This is a genomic window from Parasedimentitalea maritima (assembly GCF_005771405.1).
GTDB classification, from domain to species: domain Bacteria; phylum Pseudomonadota; class Alphaproteobacteria; order Rhodobacterales; family Rhodobacteraceae; genus Parasedimentitalea; species Parasedimentitalea maritima.
The window spans coordinates 73,980-94,224 of the sequence record NZ_VAUA01000005.1 but is presented as its reverse complement, the minus strand read 5'-3'; the positions used below and the strand labels follow the sequence as shown (position 1 = coordinate 94,224).

General features: G+C 50.9%; 19 protein-coding genes. 13 read left to right on the top strand and 6 right to left on the bottom strand.

Features of this window, described 5'->3' with window-relative positions:
* Window positions 1-16 precede the first annotated feature (16 nt).
* Complete coding sequence (locus FEE96_RS11025; RefSeq protein ID WP_138163105.1) at window positions 17-940, top strand: LysR substrate-binding domain-containing protein; 924 nt, start codon at window positions 17-19, stop codon at window positions 938-940.
* 47 nt (window positions 941-987) lie between these two features.
* On the opposite strand, the gene FEE96_RS11020 is transcribed toward FEE96_RS11025, so the two are convergent.
* Window positions 988-1,536, bottom strand: a complete 549-nt coding sequence (locus FEE96_RS11020; protein ID WP_138163104.1) for a peroxiredoxin — start codon at window positions 1,534-1,536, stop codon at window positions 988-990.
* Window positions 1,537-1,791: 255 nt separating this feature from the next.
* On the opposite strand from FEE96_RS11020, the gene lipA reads away from it, so the two are divergent.
* Window positions 1,792-2,745 (top strand): lipoyl synthase, encoded by a 954-nt coding sequence (gene lipA / locus FEE96_RS11015; RefSeq protein WP_138163103.1) that lies wholly within the window; start codon window positions 1,792-1,794, stop codon window positions 2,743-2,745.
* A 98-nt stretch (window positions 2,746-2,843) separates the two neighbouring features.
* Here the strand turns inward: lipA and hpt are convergent, their stop codons facing one another.
* Entirely contained in the window at window positions 2,844-3,392 is a 549-nt protein-coding gene (gene hpt / locus FEE96_RS11010; protein ID WP_138163102.1) for a hypoxanthine phosphoribosyltransferase, read from the bottom strand.
* 72 nt (window positions 3,393-3,464) lie between these two features.
* Here hpt and FEE96_RS11005 point away from each other — a divergent pair, with 72 nt between their 5' ends.
* Together FEE96_RS11005 and FEE96_RS11000 are read left to right on the top strand one after the other, a co-directional pair.
* A complete protein-coding gene (locus tag FEE96_RS11005) occupies window positions 3,465-3,911 on the top strand; it encodes a type II toxin-antitoxin system RatA family toxin (RefSeq protein ID WP_138163101.1) in 447 nt (148 codons plus the stop codon).
* A 25-nt stretch (window positions 3,912-3,936) separates the two neighbouring features.
* A complete protein-coding gene (locus tag FEE96_RS11000) occupies window positions 3,937-5,229 on the top strand; it encodes an MmgE/PrpD family protein (protein WP_171021676.1) in 1,293 nt (430 codons plus the stop codon).
* 164 nt (window positions 5,230-5,393) lie between these two features.
* On the opposite strand, the gene FEE96_RS10995 is transcribed toward FEE96_RS11000, so the two are convergent.
* Genes FEE96_RS10995 through FEE96_RS10985 form a run of 3 tightly spaced genes read right to left on the bottom strand, consistent with a single transcriptional unit; the run spans window position 5,394 to window position 7,533 of the window.
* Window positions 5,394-5,885, bottom strand: a complete 492-nt coding sequence (locus tag FEE96_RS10995) for a CinA family protein (RefSeq protein WP_425467312.1) — start codon at window positions 5,883-5,885, stop codon at window positions 5,394-5,396.
* Window positions 5,886-5,887: 2 nt separating this feature from the next.
* The gene (locus tag FEE96_RS10990; protein WP_138163098.1) at window positions 5,888-6,400 is read right to left on the bottom strand and encodes a phosphatidylglycerophosphatase A family protein; all 513 of its coding nucleotides are present in this window, start codon (window positions 6,398-6,400) and stop codon (window positions 5,888-5,890) included.
* Window positions 6,397-7,533: a bifunctional 2-C-methyl-D-erythritol 4-phosphate cytidylyltransferase/2-C-methyl-D-erythritol 2,4-cyclodiphosphate synthase gene (locus FEE96_RS10985; protein WP_138163097.1), complete on the bottom strand. Its 1,137-nt coding sequence runs from the start codon at window positions 7,531-7,533 to the stop codon at window positions 6,397-6,399. The genes FEE96_RS10990 and FEE96_RS10985 overlap by 4 nt, the downstream gene beginning before the upstream one ends.
* A 183-nt stretch (window positions 7,534-7,716) precedes the next feature.
* Between FEE96_RS10985 and dusB the strand changes: the two genes are divergently transcribed.
* From dusB to ntrX, 5 genes are all read left to right on the top strand, one after another.
* A complete protein-coding gene (gene dusB, locus FEE96_RS10980) occupies window positions 7,717-8,703 on the top strand; it encodes a tRNA dihydrouridine synthase DusB (protein WP_138163096.1) in 987 nt (328 codons plus the stop codon).
* A complete protein-coding gene (locus FEE96_RS10975) occupies window positions 8,700-9,776 on the top strand; it encodes a two-component system sensor histidine kinase NtrB (protein ID WP_138163095.1) in 1,077 nt (358 codons plus the stop codon). The genes dusB and FEE96_RS10975 overlap by 4 nt, the downstream gene beginning before the upstream one ends.
* Before the next feature lie 5 nt (window positions 9,777-9,781).
* The gene (locus FEE96_RS10970) at window positions 9,782-11,149 is read left to right on the top strand and encodes a response regulator (RefSeq protein ID WP_138163094.1); all 1,368 of its coding nucleotides are present in this window, start codon (window positions 9,782-9,784) and stop codon (window positions 11,147-11,149) included.
* Window positions 11,150-11,249: 100 nt separating this feature from the next.
* Entirely contained in the window at window positions 11,250-13,529 is a 2,280-nt protein-coding gene (locus tag FEE96_RS10965) for a sensor histidine kinase NtrY-like (protein WP_138163093.1), read from the top strand.
* Window positions 13,526-14,935 (top strand): nitrogen assimilation response regulator NtrX, encoded by a 1,410-nt coding sequence (gene ntrX, locus FEE96_RS10960; RefSeq protein ID WP_138163092.1) that lies wholly within the window; start codon window positions 13,526-13,528, stop codon window positions 14,933-14,935. Before FEE96_RS10965 ends, ntrX begins: the two co-directional genes overlap by 4 nt.
* 170 nt (window positions 14,936-15,105) lie before the next feature.
* Here ntrX and FEE96_RS10955 read toward each other — a convergent pair whose 3' ends face one another.
* Window positions 15,106-15,477, bottom strand: a complete 372-nt coding sequence (locus FEE96_RS10955) for a hypothetical protein (RefSeq protein WP_246079409.1) — start codon at window positions 15,475-15,477, stop codon at window positions 15,106-15,108.
* A 209-nt stretch (window positions 15,478-15,686) separates the two neighbouring features.
* Here FEE96_RS10955 and trkA point away from each other — a divergent pair, with 209 nt between their 5' ends.
* The 4 genes from trkA (at window position 15,687) to hflX (ending at window position 20,244) form a co-directional block, all read left to right on the top strand.
* A complete protein-coding gene (trkA, locus tag FEE96_RS10950) occupies window positions 15,687-17,063 on the top strand; it encodes a Trk system potassium transporter TrkA (RefSeq protein WP_138163090.1) in 1,377 nt (458 codons plus the stop codon).
* A gap of 1 nt (window position 17,064) precedes the next feature.
* Entirely contained in the window at window positions 17,065-18,597 is a 1,533-nt protein-coding gene (locus FEE96_RS10945) for a TrkH family potassium uptake protein (protein ID WP_138163089.1), read from the top strand.
* Window positions 18,598-18,733: 136 nt separating this feature from the next.
* Window positions 18,734-18,973, top strand: coding sequence for an RNA chaperone Hfq (hfq, locus tag FEE96_RS10940; RefSeq protein ID WP_008204623.1), 240 nt, complete (start codon window positions 18,734-18,736; stop codon window positions 18,971-18,973).
* A complete protein-coding gene (gene hflX, locus FEE96_RS10935; RefSeq protein ID WP_138163088.1) occupies window positions 18,973-20,244 on the top strand; it encodes a GTPase HflX in 1,272 nt (423 codons plus the stop codon). Before hfq ends, hflX begins: the two co-directional genes overlap by 1 nt.
* Window position 20,245 lies beyond the last annotated feature (1 nt).

Genomic DNA, 20,245 nt, shown 5'->3' with positions numbered 1-20,245 from the left:
TTGATAGCTTTTGATTATGAATTTTACTTTGCGCCAACTCAGCTATTTTAAGTCCCTGTGCCAACACAGGAATTTTGGACGGGCGGCTGAAGCCTGTCATGTGTCACAACCTGCGTTATCAGTACAAATTCGTACATTAGAGGAAATCATGGGGGCACCACTGGTAGAGCGACGGTCTCGTGATGTTATTCAGACGCCACTAGGGCGGCAGGTTCTGGCACAGGCAGAGGTGCTTTTGGATGCGGCGCAAGTCTTGGATAAAGTGGCCCGAGATCGAGGGGCTGGTCGGCGCACGTTATCGCTAGGTTTGATCCCAACACTGGCGCCATATCTGTTGCCCGGTACGCTTTCAAAACTGCGGTCACAAGATTTGCAACTGAATGTACAAATACGTGAGGCCCGAACTGAGAGTTTATTGAGCGAGTTGCAAATGGGGGCACTTGATGCGGTAATTCTAGCCCTGCCAACCAGTACACCGGGCTTAGTTGAGCTACCATTGTTTGAAGATCGTTTCCTGCTGGCAGGTTCGGCTTCCCGGTTACGCGCCTTGAGCCAAGACGGCAGCAACCTCCGCCCAGAGGATCTCAAGAGCGAGCAATTGATGCTGCTTGAGGATGGACATTGCCTGACTGATCAAGCGCTAGAAGTTTGCGGGATGATGGCTTCCTCACCCAGTATCAACATGGGGGCGGGATCATTAGCGACACTGTCGCGACTTGTGGCTGCTGGTTTTGGTCTGACGTTAATGCCTGAACTCGCTATGAAGTCGGAATGTGAGGCGGCCAATGGATTGGAAGTTCAGCGGTTTCCCGAGCCGCAACCCGCACGGCAGATTGGTCTTGTTCGACGGCATACTACAGCCGGAGATGGATGGTTTGAACAGCTTGCCGAAACCGTTAAGAGTGTCGGCCAAGAGATTGTAATGGAAAGTAGAAACTAAAAGGGCCCGCCAAAAGCGAGCCCAATTACAAACCTGTATTACCGCTATTAGGCGGCAGATTCTTTGTTAGCGTCCGTTAGGTAGTTGAGCACTGTCTCGGGTGAAGAAACGCCATAGGGGTCTTCGCCATGGTTATCTGTCAGGCCAGGCTCTTCGAACCAAGCTTCTACAACACCATTGGCTACGACAGCTGCATAGCGCCACGAACGGTTGCCAAACCCTAGGTTATCTTTAGAGACAAGCATGCCCATTTTACGGGTAAATTCGCCTGATCCGTCAGGGATCACGTCAACATTTTCCAGCTTCTGGGCTTCGGCCCATTTGTTCATCACAAAGCTGTCGTTTACGGACATGCAATAAATCGCATCAATACCCTGAGCTGCAAAATCTGCAAAGCCATTTTCGAAACCAGGCAGCTGGTAGGTAGAGCAAGTTGGGGTAAAAGCACCGGGCAGCGAGAACAGGACAACGCGTTTGTCGCTGAAATAGTCTGCTGTGGTTTTATCTTCCCAACGAAATGGGTTAGGACCTTCAATGGTTTCGTCGCGCACACGGGTGTGGAAGGTCACGTCGGGCAGTTTTACGCCAGCTTTCATATCTCAGGACTCCTAGTCTGTAAGGATTGTTCTGGTGCAGACTTAAAACGATTCTAAATGCCCTGCAATAACGGAGTCTTTGCTAATCTCGGAGGGGCACAAGTAAGGCGGAAATCAACCGATGCCCGCTTGGGCAGGTGCTTACTGAGCCCGAAGTCATGTCTCCGGTGCAATACTGCGTTGCATTTATGGTCCTTCTGATGCCATTGATCTGTGCTAGACTCAGCCATTGACATTGCCACAAGGGATACCCGCGTGAGAGATCTTAAAATTCCCGAACAGCGCCACCCCGAGAAAGCGCGCCGCCCAGACAATGCCCAGCCAAAAAAACCCAATTGGATTCGGGTTAAGGCACCAGGCGGAAAAGCCTATGCCGAAACCCATAAAATCATGCGTGACAATGGGTTGGTAACCGTTTGTGAAGAGGCGGGTTGCCCCAATGTCGGTGAATGTTGGTCACAAGGCCACGCTACCATGATGATCATGGGGGAGGTCTGTACCCGTGCTTGCACTTTTTGCAATATCGCGACAGGCAAGCCACCAGAGGATCTGGACGCCTTTGAGCCAGGTCGCGTAGCCCATGCTGTCGCCAAGCTAGGGTTGAACCATGTGGTGATCACCAGCGTTGATCGTGACGATATCGAAGATGGTGGCGCGGAACACTTTGCTCAGACCATTCGTGCGGTTCGTCATCGGTCACCCAGCACCACAATCGAAATTTTGACACCCGACTTTATCAAATGTGATGCCTCGGCCTTGGAAAAAGTGGTCGAGGCGCGGCCTGATGTGTTTAACCACAATCTGGAAACGGTCCCTGGGCTGTATCCTGAAGTTCGCCCCGGCGCTCGCTACTTCCATTCACTGCGTCTGTTGCAACGGGTTAAAGAAATGGACCCATCCATGTTTACCAAGTCGGGTATCATGGTTGGACTAGGAGAAGATTCGCAGTCGGTTCGTCAAGTCATGGATGACATGCGCGCCGCCGATATCGATTTCCTGACCATTGGTCAGTATCTTCAGCCAACCCCAAAGCACCACGGTATTGACCGGTTTGTCACTCCAGATGAGTTTGCAGCCTATGAAAAGGCCGCCTTTGGTAAAGGTTTCCTGATGGTTTCTGCGACGCCTTTGACCCGATCATCCTACCATGCTGGCGATGATTTTGCCCGCTTGCGAGATGCGCGCCAAAAGAAGTTGGGGCAGGGTTGATCAACGAGAAACTGGCGCAGCCTGTTGGGTTGCGCCATACTTTTCTTTGCATCTCAGATGGTTGGGTGATTTAGCTAAGGGCCCTGGAAATTGGCAACCTATTCGGGGTCGTCGGTAAATCGCACGGAGCCAATAAACGGCAGGTTGCGGTTTCGTTGTGCGTAGTCGATTCCATAGCCGACAACAAATTCATCCGGGATTTCAAATCCGATCCAGTCTGAGCGGAAATCCACTTCACGTCGGCTTGGTTTGTCCAGAAGCGCGATGGATTTCAACCGCTTGGGATTGCGGCTTCGCAGCAGTTTTGTGACATGGTTCAATGTATGTCCGGTGTCGACAATATCTTCAACCACCAAGACGTCTCGACCTTCAATAGCGCCACGTAAGTCTTTGAGAATACGTACTTCACGGCTGCTTTCCATACCGTCACCGTACGAGGATGCCTCTAGAAAATCGACCTCAATCGGCAGGTCCAGTTCTCTCACTAGGTCGGCAATGAATACAAATGATCCACGCAGCAAACCAACGACAATCAGCTTGTCAGTGTTGCCAAACTCTGAAGTGATTTCACTGCAAAGATCTTCGATTTTTGCTGCAATGGTCTTGGCACTGATCATCACATCAATGACATATGGACGCTGTGACATGGATGCCCCCTTGAATTTTCCGCATTGATAAGACAATACGCGCGTCAATTACAGCAGGAATTGCCACAGACCATGCCAACCCATTCCGAAACCCGCCATTTGCCGTTTTCGGCGCAGCAAATGTTCGACTTGGTGGCCGACGTGGGTGAGTACCCTAATTTTCTACCTTGGTGTTCAGCTGCACGTATTCGGAACACTTCTCACTTACAGGAAATGGTGGTTCTGGAAGCGGATTTGGTGATTTCGTTCAAAGTGTTTCGCGAGAGATTTGGAAGTCGGGTGACTTTGTTTTCCGATGAGCGGAAGATCGACACTGAGTACTTAGATGGACCGTTTCGATACATGAAATCCAGCTGGGCCTTTACTGAGGCAGAAGATGGAGGATGTGAAGTTGAGTTCTTTGTCGATTTTGAGTTTAAGAACGCAATTTTACAGGGCATCATAGGTGTGGTTTTCAATGAGGCCATGCAACGTATCGTGCGGGCTTTTGAACGACGTGCGGCCCAGCTTTATGGCTAAGCCGACCAACTTGGGGTGAGCTGTGGTGGGTAACTTTACAGAAAAACTAGCTGAGTTTTCTTCCAAAGATCTTGTCGCTACGCAGCAGCTTTTGGAAATCGGGCGGCTATCGGCCTTGGATTGGTTGGCCTGCGGCGTCGCCGGGGTGTCTGAGCCGGTTGCAGGTGTCGTACGGTCCATAGCGGTTGCAGAAGGTGGTAAACATGTTGCCGACCTGTTTGGTGGCGGCGGCGCACCGGCCAGGATGGCGGCGTTGGTCAATGGGACGATTTCACATGCACTTGACTATGATGACACCCACTTTGCCCATATTGGACACCCGTCGGTGACTGTCTTTTCAGCCTCATTTGCAGTAGGTCAGCAATTGGGCAAGACCTTACCGCAGGTCTTGCTGGCATCTTTGCTTGGGATGGAGATGTCTGTACGGGTAGGGCAATGGTTGGGCCGAAGTCATTATCAGGCTGGGTTTCACCAAACAGCTACAGCTGGTGCCTTTGGTGCCGCGGTTGCCGCAGGGCGATTGCACGGCTTTGATACTTCGCAGATGGCACAGGTCTTGGGCCTGACGGCCACGCGCGCCGCGGGTTTGAAGGCACATTTTGGAACGATGGGAAAACCCTATAATGCAGGAATTGCGGCTTCAACTGGTGTTGAGGTCGCGCAGTTAATTCAAGCTGGCTTCGTCGCAAACCCAAATGCTCTTGAGGGAGAGTTTGGATTTGGGGCATCCCATCAGGGGTCTGAATCCACCGAAACTGCGTTGTCGGGCTTAGGGCAGAAATGGATGATGGAACATGTAAACTACAAGTTTCACGCCTGTTGTCATGGGTTGCATGCAGCGTTGGAAGCGGCACGAAAACTGGACTTGGCAGCACCAGAAATTGCCGACATACGGGTTAAAACCCATCCTTGTTGGATGTCGGTTTGCAATCAATTGGCTCCGGACACAGGGCTCGGGGCAAAGTTCTCCTACCGGACTGTACTGGCTATGCAGGCGCTGGGATTGGACACTGCAAAGCTTGACACTTATTCAGATGCTCTTTGTAGACGGAAGGATCTGCAGACTCTGAGAAACCATATTTATGTCGATTCTGATGACACTCTGGCTGAGACGGAAGCGGTGGTTAGCCTATTGCGGCGTGATGGCCAACGTCTCGAAGTCAGGCATGATTTGCAATCGTTGGTAGATCGGCCGGAGAAGGAGCAAAGGGTTCGAACTAAGGTTGCGTCGTTGCTTGGCGAAGTTGAAGCTGAAAAAGCCTGGCAGATATTGCACCAAGATTTACCCGCTACTGAGTTTTCTAAGCAATTTAGCTAATCCAAATTGGAACTTATTATGGGCGAGAAAGGGTCGATTTCGTTCCGGTTGCTGGAGGCTTGCGCATACGCAAACCAACAATAACGCTCTTTGTTTCAAACGTGATTTTTGCAGCTGACTTTGCGCTGGTTCGGCAGTGTCTGCCAAAAACAAAAGCTGCCAGTCTATTTTCGCAAGGGTGTGTTCATTTCGTGAACAGCATCATGTAGCAGTGCCAGCGCCTGGTTGCATGCTGCTTCGCGTACGTTCTGCCGACCAAGTGCACCAAACTCAAGTGTTTTTGTTATCGTCTTTTGATCGGTAACCGCTAGGCCAAAGCACACTCGACCTTCGGGTTTGTGATCTGACCCTCCGGGGCCCGCAATGCCCGAAATGGACACAGCGATAGTCGCCCCTGAGTTGCGCAAGGCCCCAAGTGCCATTTCTGCGGCGACTTCGGGGCTAACTGCGCCAAAATCTGCAAGAGTTTTGACCGATACACCCAGCATTTCAGTTTTGGCTGAGTTCGAATAAGTGACGTAACCGTGGCTAAAAACTGCGGATGACCCGGGAACGTCAGTCAGGGCCGCAGACACAAGCCCACCCGTACAGCTCTCAGCAGTAGCAATGGTAACGGAATGGAGGTGAGCTGTTGAGACCAAGTTAGAAACGGTGATGGTCATTGACCGATTATCCGTTCGACGACCCCGTGCCATAAGGCGGCAAGCGAGATAACACCAATAGCAGCGAACAAGCCTGCGATTACATCATCCAGCATAACACCCAGCGCATCGCCCCTGCGATCTGCCCGACCGATGGGACCTGGTTTGGTGATGTCGAACAGGCGAAACAGGGCAAAGGCCGCGACCCATCCTGGCCACATTGCCAGTATGTCGATCCCATGAAGCCAGGACGCATAGCTAAGAGGCAGCAGCGCAATGAATTGCCCGACCACTTCATCTATGACGATTTCGGAAGGGTCATGATTTTCGGATCCAGCTGTCATTTGCTTGGTTGCCCAGGTTCCTTTTACAAAGGTTCCTATGACTGCAATCACCAGCAGTGGAAAACCTCCAAGCGTATGAAAGGCCCAGGCCATCGGCAAGGCTACCAACGAGCCCCAAGTGCCAGGAGCGGGACGCAGGTATCCAATGCCACCAACGGTGGCGGTCATTTGGGCAAGCCGGTTCATGTTTTCACCAACGCAGCTGTGGCCACTGCTGCGATACCTTCGCTTCGACCAGTAAACCCAAGCCGTTCAGATGTTGTGGCTTTGATCGAAACACGTTCAATTGAGATGTTGAGTATACCGGCCATTTCTGTACGCATATGTTCTGCATGAGGCTCAATTTTGGGGTGCTCGCAAACCAAGGTGCAATCGACGTTGGAAATGGAAAACCCCATTTCTTTGGCTAGATTGGCAGCGTGGTTCAGGAATATTTTACTGGCGGCGCCTTTCCACTGGGGATCTGATGGCGGAAAATGCCGACCGATATCGCCGCGAGCCAGCGCACCATAGATGGCATCTGTGACAGCGTGCATTCCCACATCTGCATCAGAATGGCCCTGTAATCCTTTGTTATGGGGTACTTCTATCCCGCAGAGGGTGACAAAGTCACCATCCCCGAACCGGTGAACATCATAGCCATTTCCCAGTCTGATATCCATTTCAGTCCCCAAGATTTTTTCTGCCCGGGCAAAGTCGCCAGCGGTGGTAATTTTTATGTTATCTGGTTCGCCCGGAACGATTGCAACGTCAAGTCCTGCGGCCCGCGCAACCTCGACGTCATCAGCAGCCCCCCCTGGATGTGCCAAATGCGCCGCCAGTATAGCGTCAAATTGAAACCCCTGTGGTGTTTGAGCTGCAAACAATCCGCTTCGATCCTGTGTGCCAGTTACTTCATCTTTGGCACCAATCCACAACGCATCACTTACTGCAAGCGCCGGCGCGGCGGCTGGGTTGCTGTCCAGCGTATCTATCACTTGTTGGATTAAGCCATGACTTACACAGGGACGAGCAACGTCGTGAATAAGAACCTTGTCCACTTCGTATTCTTGCAAAACGGTCAATCCATTGAGAACTGAACCGGCTCGATCGCTGGCTCCGGTTGCGAAGATCAAACCGGGAATAGATGCAAAGCTCTCGCGAACATCATGGTCCTCAGGAGACAGCACCAAAACTATATGGTCCACTTTGGATTTAGCAAAAGCATCAAGTGTCCAGTCGGCCACTCGGAGCCCCTTTAGCGTCCGCCATTGTTTGGGCTGTCCTCCACCCGCGCGAACCCCACGCCCTGCAGCGACGATGAGTGCAGCAATGGTCATAAAATGCTCTCCAATCTGGTTGGCGCTGTTTTTATGGGGAGTTGGTGGGGGAGGCAATCATCCACCTCTGTTTGCCTAAATTTTGTGCACACCTTCTGATTTTTTGTAATATTTGGGGTAGTATGATTGTGAAAAGGGTTCGTGGTGGACTAGAAACGCCCTACATGCACAAGGATTAGGCAATTGTCTTTTACAGTCGGATCTACCTCGATGGCACCGCCAATTGCTTTGGCGCCAATGGCGGGAATCACTGACCGGCCGTTTCGCGATCTGGTTCGGTCATTTGGGTCCGGGTTGATGGTCAGCGAAATGGTGGCCAGCCAAGAGATGGTCCAGGCGAAGCCTGGTGTGCGCGAACGTGCGGAGCTAAGTGCAGATGTCGAAAATACTGCAGTTCAAATAGCGGGCAGAGAATCGCACTGGATGGCGGAAGCTGCGCGGCAACTGGAAGATCGTGGGGCCCGTATCATTGACATCAACATGGGTTGTCCGGCCAAGAAAGTGGTCAACGGTTATTCCGGCTCGGCACTGCTGAAAACGCCAGATCATGCTATAAAACTGATCGAGGCAGTCGTGGCGTCGGTAGATATACCGGTCACACTAAAAACACGGCTTGGTTGGGATGGTAACTGTCTGAATGCAAATGATATTGCCCGGCGGGCACAAGATGCTGGTATCCAGATGATCACAATACATGGCCGAACCCGTTGTCAGTTTTACAAAGGGACAGCCGATTGGAGAGCGATACATAACATCAAGCAGGCTGTGTCAATTCCTGTCCTTGCCAATGGTGATATCATTGACACTGGCACTGCGCAGAGTGCATTGGCGCAATCGGGTGCAGATGGTGTGATGATAGGGCGTGGCGCACAGGGTAAGCCTTGGCTTTTGGCCCAGATAGCACATGAGATTTGGGGATCAAAGCAACCAGAAATTCCTCTCGGGGATGATTTTAATGACATGGTTTCATTGCATTATGAAGCTATGCTCACCTTTTACGGCGCCGTTCTGGGACTGCGTGTGGCACGCAAACATTTAGGGTGGTATATGGATGTTGCGGGTACCGTCTCCAAGCTTCGACGGGCTGTCCTTACCGAAGCTGACCCGGCAAGCGTTCTTCGCTTACTTCCAGATGCTCTGAATGTTACGGATCAAGAGGCCGCGGCATGATCAGCGACACGGCACTCTGGGCTTCATTGCCTGTTCCTGCATTCCTGATTGACGCTGAAGATTGTATTCTGGATGTCAACTCGGCAGGTGAAGGGTTTCTAAATGCGTCGTGTAAGTCGGTCCTAGGTCATCCAATCTGGGATCAAATTGCTATTGATGCTCCCATCGAAGATGCGCTTTTGCGGTCACGGCGAGACGGGACACCGTTGTTTGTTAATGATATAGATGTCGGTTCAGGTAATCGGGCGCCATTACAATGTGGGGTTCAGTTCGCTCATGTTGTGGGGAACCCTGGCCAAATGCTGTTGATGTTAACGCCACGTGAGTTGGCAGGCAGCATGACGCGGGCACAATCTGCTAAATCTGCCGCCCAATCAGCCATCGGAATGGCTGAAATGTTGGCCCATGAAATCAAGAACCCTCTGGCTGGAATTACCGGTGCCGCCCAGTTGTTGAGCATGAATCTCGCTCAAGATGATCTCGAACTGACCGACCTAATTGTTGAAGAATGCCGTCGGATAGTAAAGTTGCTGGACCAAGTGGAACAGTTTGGAAACCTATCTCCGCCTGATTTCCAACCTGTCAATTTACATGATGTTCTAGACCGGGCACGCCGCTCGGCGCTACTCGGTTTTGGGGCTCATATGACCATTGTCGACGACTACGATCCTTCCTTACCTATGGCTTGGGGGGATGCCGACCAGTTGCTTCAGGTGGTGTTAAATCTCCTGAAGAACGCGTCTGAAGCTGCTGAAAATAAACATGGGACCATCAAAATCCGCACGTTTTATGAGCATTCCTTCAGGCTGCGTCGTAGTGATGGGACTGGCAAGACGCTGCCGTTACAAGTTGAAGTGATTGACGATGGCCCAGGGCTGCCGCCTGCCATTCAAGAAGATGTCTTTGATCCATTTGTTTCGGGGCGTGAAAACGGCACCGGCCTTGGGCTCGCTTTGGTGAGTAAAATAGTTTCAGACCACAAAGGCTGGATTTCAGTGAGTTCAACGCCAGGCCGAACCGTGTTCCGCTTGTCACTGTCACGCGTCCAGAGGGACAAAAAGGTACAGGAGTAAACACCATGGATGGTACCGTTCTTGTTGCGGATGATGATCGAACAATCCGTACAGTTTTGACTCAGGCCCTTACCCGTGCCGGCTGTAAGGTCCATGCAACATCTTCGCTCACAACACTGATGCGTTGGGTGGCAGAAGGGAAGGGTGATGTTGTTATCTCTGATGTGGCAATGCCGGACGGTAACGGTTTGGAAATGTTACCTAAAATTTCTGAAGATAGGCCTGGTCTGCCGGTAATTGTCATATCTGCACAGAATACCATTATGACGGCGATTAAGGCTGCTGAGGCGGATGCTTATGATTACTTGCCAAAGCCATTTGATCTTCCTGACCTGATGAAGCGCATCGCCAAAGCGCTTGCGGAAAAACCTACCGGTTCAGTTGCTGCCAATTTTGAAAACTTAGATCACCCCGATGACCTGCCTCTGGTCGGGCGTACCGAGGTCATGCAAACTTTGTATCAGTTGATTGCAAGGGTAATGAACACTGATCTACCGCTATTGATAACCGGGGAAAGCGGGGCAGGAAAAACCTTGATTGCCCGTTCAGTTCACGATTTTTCGGATCGCCGCACATTGCCCTTTGTCAGCGTGAATTCAGAAGATTTGGTTGAACTCGAGGGGCCGGCCCGTCTCTTGGCGCGGGTCAAAGGAGGCACCTTGTTGATTGACGAATTGGTAGATCTGCCAGATGAAGCCCAAGCGCGCTTGGTTCGAATGATTGATGAACCAGGTGACTTTTTCCCGCGCTTCATGGCCACCAGTCAATGTGATCTCAGCGCGTCAATCGAAGCGGGCACTCTCCGTCAAGATTTGTATTACCGTATATGTGGTACAGCCCTGCGCGTGCCATCGTTGCGCGAGCGTGTTGACGATATCGTTTTATTGGCTGAGCATTTCTTGATCAAATCTGAGAACGATGGGGCGCCGCACAAGTATTTGAGCAATGGATGTCGAGAAATGCTGCGCCACTTCTCTTGGCCCGGCAATGTTCGTCATCTTGAAAATGTTATCCGTCGCCTAAGTCTGACAGCGAGAGGCGAAGAGATTACCGAGGCTGAACTTGCTGCTATACTAGGGCCGCAACCCGAAGTGGAACCTGTGCTGGGTGGAGGTGTCGACGAAAAGTTGTCGGAAACGATTGGGCGGCATCTGCAACGCTATTTCGAACTGCATGGCGACTTGCTGCCCCCCGCCGGGCTATATTCGCGGCTACTGCGTGAAATTGAAACACCATTGATCGAAATTTCATTGCAGGCCACCAGTGGAAACCAGGCGAAATGTGCAGATTTACTAGGGATCAACCGAAATACTTTGCGAAAGAAGATCACTGATCTGGATATTCAGGTGACACGCCGCCGCAAACTGATGTAATATCGCCACATAGCCGTGGCAACTTGGTACTCGTACTGGTAGAAAGCCACGATATACGGCGGTTGACCCACGTGGTCACACATCAGAATGAGGATTGTCAGTGGCGCACAGGTCACATATTCGCTCGGCGTATGGCCCATTTGCGGCCATGGTCCGGTGGCGCAGGACTCGGAGAGCCCGCAACATTGGTACGCTTGGGCTTGTGGTCTTGGGACCTTTATTGGCTGGCGTCACATTTCTAGTGCTGGGACCATTCGGGGGAGGGGCTTCATCTCCAAGTTTGCGGCTGATATTGCTGGCTGACCTGGTTTATGTTCTGGCAATCGCTGCGTTGGTTCTTTTCCAAATTGGACGGTTGATCGCTGCCCGTCGCGCCAAATCCGCCGGATCTCGACTACACTTGAGATTGATTGGGGCATTTACATTCTTGGCGCTAGTGCCGACGGTAACTGTGGCGGTATTTGCTGGGTTAACTGTGAATGTTGGACTTGAAGGGTGGTTTTCTGAACGGGTCCGCCAAGTTGTCGGTAGTTCTCTAGCCGCAGCTGAGGCATATGAATCGCAGCAACGTCAGGATCTTTCTGAAGATGCGCGGGCACTTGCTCGATTTCTGGACAATAGCCGGTCCCGAAGCTTTTTCATGAATGATGCAGAGCTACGTCAAGTTCTGACCCAAGGACAGCTGCAAATTCAACGCGGGTTGCGGGAAGCTTATGTGTTGGACGGCGGTGGTGATATCCGCGCCAGGGGTGAACGGTCCTACGAATTCGATTACGAAAAACCATCCAATGAAGACGTTATTAAGTCGTCGACAGATGGGCTGGCTATTATACAGGACTGGGATAACAACGAATTCCGAGCGTTGATTCCGTTAGATGCATTTGTTGATCGGTATCTCTACGTCAGCCGTAATGTTGATGGCGAATTACTAAACTTGTTGGATGAAACCAAACAAACGGCTCATTTGTATCAACAGTTAGAGAGTGAACGCGGCCGTGTGCTTTTCGAATTTGGGCTGCTGTATCTTGGCTTCGCGGTCATTTTGATCCTGGCTGCGATGTGGTTAGGGATGTGGTTTGCAGAACGGTTGTCACGGCCAGTTGGGCGTCTGACGGTTGCTGCCCAGAGAGTTGGTAGCGGTGACCTGAATGTGCAGGTAATGGAAGACGATGGGGATGATGAAATATCGGATTTGGGCCGTTACTTCAACCACATGACGCGAGACCTTCAAGTTCAACGCGAAACTCTTTTGGACAATACCCGGCAAATTGAACGGCGAAGGAGATTGTTTGACTCTGTACTTTCATCAGTGCCGTCTGGAGTTGTCGGTCTGGACGATCAGGGCCGGGTTACATTTGTCAACCGGTCAGCAGAAAGATTGCTGGACTGGCGCGAGGATCAACAGTCAGTAGCACTTACAGTTGCTGTGCCAGAATTTGGGGCATTGTTCTCTGAGCTGACTGCGGACGGTAGTGCGGTAGTTCAAGGCGAAGTAAAAGTAACCCGTCTAGGCCGCTTGGAAAACCTGTTGGTTAGAATGTCTCCAAGAATGTCAGAAGAAAAACGGCTTGAGGGGTATGTGGTTGCTTTTGAAGATGTGACAGACTTGGTCAGCGCTCAAAGGATGGCCGCTTGGGGAGATGTGGCTAGACGCATTGCTCACGAAATCAAGAATCCTTTGACTCCTATCCAGCTCAGTGCTGAAAGGATCAAGCGCAAGTTTGCTCCAATGCTGGGCGAGGAGAACAGCGATAAACTTCAATCTATGACTGACGTAATAGTTAGGCAAACTAATGACTTACGTCGTATTGTCGATGAGTTTTCGAAATTCGCCCGCATGCCAGAACCGGACCGCCGCGAAGAAGATCTTGTCGGGCTGGTGCGCGATGCTGTGTTGCTACAACAGTCAGGCCAACCCGAAATTCAATTGATCGCCGAATTGCCCGAAATCCCACTCCTGGTGACACTAGATGCTACCATGATTGGTCAAGCGCTAACAAATTTGATCAAGAACGCTGGCGAAGCGATAGCCACCCTCGAGAAAAAAACCGGTCAGGCCGTTTCAAACCCGCGGGTCCGGGTTTCGCTTAAAGAGACGGAGAATTTCTATGAAATTACTATTGCTGACAATGGCATAGGATTGCCCGAAGATCGTGCTCGTCTATTTGAACCCTATGTAACGACACGTGACGAAGGCACCGGGTTGGGACTGCCAATTGTGAAAAAAATTATTGAAGAACATGGTGGGAGCTTAGTTTTGGAAGATGCCCCATATTTTGACGAAAATCCGCACCGGGGCGCCATGGCGATTATCCGGTTGCCAGCTATGGCGCGTACTGCGCAGAGCAACAGAAATACAGTGAAGGCAGGTCTGACATGAGTGATATTCTAATTGTTGATGATGAACGCGACATTCGCGAGCTGGTTTCGGATATACTAGAAGACGAGGGCTACGTTACTCGTAAAGCAGGTAATTCTGATGAATGTATGGCTGCATTGAATGACGGTCTGCCTGCTCTGTTGATCTTGGATATCTGGCTCAAAGACAGTCAGATGGATGGTATCGATATTCTCAAAGCAGTGAAACGCGACACGCCCGAAGTTCCAGTTGTGATTATTTCTGGCCACGGCAATGTTGAGATAGCGGTGGCGGCGATTAAGCAAGGGGCTTACGATTTCATTGAAAAACCCTTTAACATAGACCAGTTGATGGTTGTTATCCGTCGCGCGATGGAAGCCTCGCAGTTACGGCGCGAAAATTCTGACCTGCGGCGGCTTGATGGCGGTGGCGCAGAAATGATTGGGGATTCAGCCGTTTACCGGGTATTGACCAGTCAGCTGGACAAGGTGGTTAAGTCAAACGGGCGGGTAATGTTGAGCGGTCCCGCCGGCAGCGGTAAGGAGATTGCTGCACGTTATGTTCATGCAAATTCTAACCGTTCATCAGCACCGTTTATTACCGTCAGTTGTGCGAGCATCGAACCAGAGAGAATGGAAGAGGTGCTGTTTGGGCGTGAGACAACCGAGCGCGGGATTGAGCCGGGATTACTAGAGCAGGCAAATGGCGGAGTCATTTATTTCGATGAGGTTGCCGATATGCCGTTGGGCACACAGTCCAAAATTCTTCGTGTGCTGGTCGATCAGAAGTTTCAGCGGGTTGGTGGTGCAGACAATGTTAGTGTAGATTTACGTGTTATTTCCTCAACAAACAAAGATCTTGAGCAGGAAATTCGTCTAGAGAAGTTTCGTGAAGAGTTGTTTCATCGCCTGAACGTGGTGCCGATTGCAGTGCCCTCTTTGTCAGACCGGCGTGAAGACATTCCTATGCTGGTTGAGCACTTCATTGCTCACTTTAACGATACTCAAGGCCTTCCCTTGCGAAGGTTGAGCGAAGAAGCGGTGGCGTTGTTACAAACGATGATCTGGCCCGGTAACGTGCGCCAATTGAAGAATTTGGTAGAACGGGTTTTGATCCTTGGTGAAGGCAATGGTCCAATCGAAGTTAAGGAATTGCCACGCGAGGTAGAGGCACCCAATGAGGAAGGACGTGTAGTTCTATCTGGCGCCTTGGCGACTCTACCGCTGCGTGAGGCTCGTGAAGCATTTGAACGGGAATATCTACTGACTCAGATCAATCGGTTTGGAGGAAATATCAGTCGAACCGCAACCTTTGTTGGTATGGAACGCTCGGCGCTGCATAGGAAATTGAAATCTTTGGGTGTGGTAACCTCAAATAAATCCGGAGCCAGAGTGGCACATCTAGACAGTGAAGATACCGTTGCATGAATTTGAGTGGAGGCACGGCGATTTGGTTGGTCTGCCTTCACTGGATCAAGCCACAGCGCAGGGTTGAACTACTGTTTTTGTGTAAATGTTTGAGTTTGGGACCCTACTTTAAGTCGGACTCAGGTCATGGGACTTTCGAACAAGTGCGAAGTTTCTTGATCTCCACCACTTTAACGAGGGTCTACAATTAAAAAGCTACCGTTCTCGTGGCGGACAGCACATGATTTCTCACTCAACTGTGGCATTCGAATTGTTTGCGCATTGCCAGCAGCTTTAGCCACTGATGGATTACATATTTCCAATTCGACTTGTTGGTAACCTTTGTCCGTCATGCATTGGTTCTCAATTCTGTGGCGCAGTCCACGGTTCACATCTACGGTATAAATATTGCCTTCAACCCAGTAGCCAGGGCGGTAATAGCAGTTTGTTCCGTTGCAGAACTCGCCACCAGGATAGAAGATGGGAGGGCTCTGACGGATCTCATTGGCGACAGGTGCATCTTTTAAAGCAAGCGTTTCGCAGGTCAGGCTATCAGACTGCATACGAGATACCTCAACACCGGGTTTGTAGTACAGTGAAAGCGGTGCACAGCTCGTAACAAGCGAAACAACCAATATAAATACGGGTGCTCTGAGTGACTTAATCATGGAATTACAGTGCCATCACAAATACGAAGTTACAATTGAATTGACCGTGTTCTAGGGTTCTGTCATGCAAAATACTGGCAAAAACGTGCCTAGGGGCAAATAACATGAAAGTCATCATCTGTGGTGCAGGTCAGGTTGGTTGGCAAATTGCCAGGCATTTGTCCGGCGAACTTAACGATGTCACCGTGGTCGACAATAACCCTGATCTGGTGCGACGGGCTACTGACACGCTTGATGTTCAAGGCATAGCAGGTTTTGCTTCGTATCCAGACGTGCTGGAGCGGGCAGGGGCTGCAGATGCTGATATGATCATTGCAGCCACCCATTCCGATGAAGTTAATATGGTCACCTGCCAAGTGGCCCATTCGGTTTTTTCGATACAACGAAAAATTGCTCGCCTTCGTTCGCAAAGCTATCTGGATGCGATTTATTCCGATCTTTACCGCCGTGATCATCTTCCAATTGATGTTGTAATCAGTCCGGAAAGAGAGGTTGCCGCTGCGGCGATGCAACGTTTGTCAGCACCAGCTGCATTTGACACCGAAACATTTATGGATGGAAAAGCACAGCTTTTGGGTATTACAATCGATGATGATTGTCCTGTCGTGCATACGCCATTACGCCAGCTTACTGATTTATTTTCGACCTTGCGCGCCATCGTGGTTGGGGTCCGGAGAGATGGTACTCTATTTGCTCCTGATCCAGGAGATCAATTATTTGTCGGTGATAACTGCTACATTTTCACGCATATTGAAGATGTTAGCAGGACAATGGAAGTATTTGGAAAAAAAGAAAAAAAGCAAGATCGTGTTGTGATTGTTGGTGGGGGCAACGTTGGTTTGGAGGTGGCCAAAGCAATGGAGAACCGAACCGGCAGAACCCGCAGTAAGATGATTGAACGGGATCGCAAGAAAGCCGAACATGCGGCTGAAGCGTTAGAACGGACCATTGTGTTGAACGGGGACGGGCTGGATCGTGCGTTAATGATCGAGGCAGGAATTGACCGAGCAGATGCTATGCTCGCGGTGACTGACGATGATAAAACCAATATGTTGGCAGCCGTACGCGCAAAGGCCGAAGGGTGCTCTTTGGCCATCGCCTTGATCAATGACCCTACTCTTGTGCCGTTGATGGCACCTTTGGGAATTGATGCGTATATCAACCCACGGTCCACAACCGTTAGCTCTATTCTGCGCCACATCCGCCACGGCAGAGTCCGTCAGGTTTACTCTATCGGTGATGCTGAGGCTGAAGTTATCGAAGCCGAAGTGATGTCGACCTCACCCATGGCTGGGCAAATGATCCGTGATATTGATTTTCCAGAAGGTGTGCTGGTGGGAGCCGTTTATAAGGGCGGTGAAGTTCTTCGACCTAGCGGAAAGCTACGGATTGAGGAAAGTGATGTCATTTCACTGTTTGCGATCGCAGCTGATGTGCCCGAAGTTGAGCGCCTGATGCAGGTCTCGATCGACTTCTTCTGATATGGCAAGGAAGACCGCCCCTCCTGGCATTCTTCGATTGCCCTTGTTCTTGCTGATATTTGGCATTGCTGCGTTGGCAATGTGGGTACCCGCCATTCATGCAGTGGTGCTGGATGATCACCCAACTTCGCGTAGTTTCTTTTATTCGGGCATTGTTGGTTTGATGCTTGTGACGTTTATTGGTTTGTCGTTGAGCAACAGGGTGCCGCGCTATGGAATGTTGGGGCAACTGTTGTCATTGCTTGCCACCTTTTCGGTGCTGCCACTTTTCCTGGCGGTTCCCACCCATGATGCTTTGCAAAACACCAGCTATCTAAATGCATATTTCGATATGGTTAGTGCGATTACTACTACTGGTGCTGATGTCTTTGCAGACCCTGGCCGGTTGCCGCCTAGTGTACATCTTTGGCGCGCGCAGGTCGGCTGGATGGGGGGGCTGCTTATGTGGATTGCAGCATCAGCGGTGCTTGCGCCCTTGTCGTTAGGAGGTTTTGAAGTAACTGCACGTGGAGAACCCGGGCGCGGCACTGAAACCCCTGCTCATATGCAGCAGGGGGACCCTCGGCGTCGATTGGTGATTGTGACACAGACCTTGGTGCCAATTTATGTTGGACTAACAATGGCGCTTTGGGTGTTGCTGATGATGACCGGAGAGAAGAGCCTGATCGGTTTGAGCCATGCGATGTCGGTGATGGCCACCTCCGGTATTTCCGCAGTTGGAGGGTTAGTTAACGCGAACAGTGGATTGGCCGGGGAAATGGTCATCTTCCTATTTATGTTCTTTGCTTTATCACGGTTAACGTTTTCTACTGACACTGCAACGTCGGGACACGTCCGGTTAGACCGGGATCCAGAATTTCGCATTGGTTTGATTCTGGTGATTGGGGTGCCACTGCTGCTGTTTTTACGACATTGGTTGGCCTCCTTTGAAGTCAGCGCTTCGGAAAATTTGTCGCAGGCCTTTCATTCTTTGTGGGGGGGCGTGTTTACCGTGATGTCCTTTTTGACAACTACGGGGTTTGAAAGTGCGGACTGGGCAGCAGCCCAACAGTGGTCTGGCCTAGGTACACCAGGGTTGATTTTGCTGGGTTTAGCAGTTGTCGGAGGTGGTGTTGCAACCACTGCAGGTGGGGTGAAGCTGCTTCGAGTTTATGCTTTGTATCTTAACGGTATGCGTGAAATGGAACGGTTGGTGCACCCATCTTCGGTTAGTGGCGAGGGTGCCGGAAATAAGCGTCTACAAAAGAATGGAGCCTTTATTGCATGGGTTTTCTTTATGTTGTTCGCACTAACGCTCGCGTTGATAAGCACCAGCCTGGCCGCTTTGGGCTCTGATTTTGAGCAGGCACTTGTGTTGGCAATCGCTGCCTTGTCGACCACAGGCCCGTTGATAGAGGTCGCTAGCGAAACTCCAATTTCCTTAGCGTTGCTAGCGCCCTCCGCCAAATTAGTACTCTGTCTAGCTATGGTTCTAGGGCGGCTAGAAACTCTCGCAATCATCGCCTTGTTGACACCAAACCTCTGGCGCAATTGAACGAACTTGGTTAACTTCGCAGCGATATCAAGTGCTTTTTTGGTTGGAAACACTGAATTTCTGTGTCCATACTTGAATGAAATGACGAGTCGCGCTGATCCGCAGCGTGTTGCAAGAACAAAAGCGAGAACAAACTATGGCTTCGGACCGACAGAACCTTCAGGATGCGTTCCTGAATCATGTGCGTAAAACCAAAGTTCCGGTTACTATATTTCTGATCAATGGTGTAAAATTGCAAGGTGTCATCACCTGGTTTGACAACTTCTGTGTACTGTTACGTCGCGACGGTCAGTCACAACTGGTTTATAAACATGCCATCTCCACGATCATGCCGGCCCAGCCGATCAGCCTATACGAGGGTGAAGACGCCTCTTGATGGAACATGATAGGATCCAGACCCGTGCATGGGTGCTGCATCCGGATATTAGATCAAACAGCGGGCGGCGCCCGGCCGAACCTGCATTGCAAGAAGGCGTGGCGTTAGCTAAGGCCTTGCCAGATCTTGATGTGATCGGGTCTCTTGTTGTGCGCTTGCCAAAGGCTCATTCGGGTCAATTGTTCGGCAAAGGTAAGATCGAAGAACTGGCTGCGATTTTCAAAGCTGAAGACATTGATCTCGTTCTTATTGATGGCCCCGTTTCACCGGTACAACAGCGCAACCTTGAAAAATCCTGGGGTGTAAAGCTACTCGACAGAACCGGCCTAATTCTCGAAATTTTCTCGGATCGAGCGCGAACTCGAGAGGGTGTGTTGCAGGTTGAAATGGCTGCACTTAGCTATCAAAGAACGCGATTGGTCCGTGCATGGACCCACCTTGAACGACAGCGCGGCGGATTGGGATTTGTTGGGGGACCTGGCGAAACCCAGATCGAGGCCGACCGTCGAGCTATTGATGATCAGTTGGTCCGTCTGCGTCGCCAGTTGGACAAGGTGGTCAAGACCCGTACTCTGCACCGAGAGGCTCGTGCCAAGGTGCCATATCCGATTGTTGCTTTGGTTGGATATACCAATGCAGGGAAATCCACTCTGTTCAATCGCCTTACCGGCGCTGACGTGATGGTCAAAGACATGTTGTTTGCGACCTTGGACCCGACGATGCGGCGGGTTGAGTTGGAAGACGGGCCAGAAATCATTCTATCAGATACTGTTGGCTTTATTTCAGATCTCCCAACTGAGCTGGTGGCCTCATTTCGTGCGACACTAGAGGAAGTTCTTGGTGCCGACCTCGTGGTGCATGTGCGCGACATAAGCCACGAAGACACTCATAATCAGGCGATGGATGTCGACAGAATTCTGACGTCTCTAGGTGTCGATGAAAATCGAGCAAGGATTGAGATCTGGAACAAGCTGGATCAGCTGCCGGAAGAAGAGGCAGATGCGAGGCGTCAGCGAGCAGAACGGGAAGAGGGTATCCACGCGATTTCCGCCATTACCGGTGAAGGTCTGCCAGAACTGTTGCGAGACATAGCGGAGCAACTGCAAGGCGCTCGTCATCAAGAAGTGCTCAGTCTTGAGTTTTCGCAAGGCAAACAGAGAGCTTGGCTTTTTGCCGAAGATCTTGTGCAAGGTGAAAAACAAACTGAGACCGGGTTTGAGATTACTGTTCTATGGACAGATCGGCAGAAGTCGCAATTCAACGCGTTGTAAA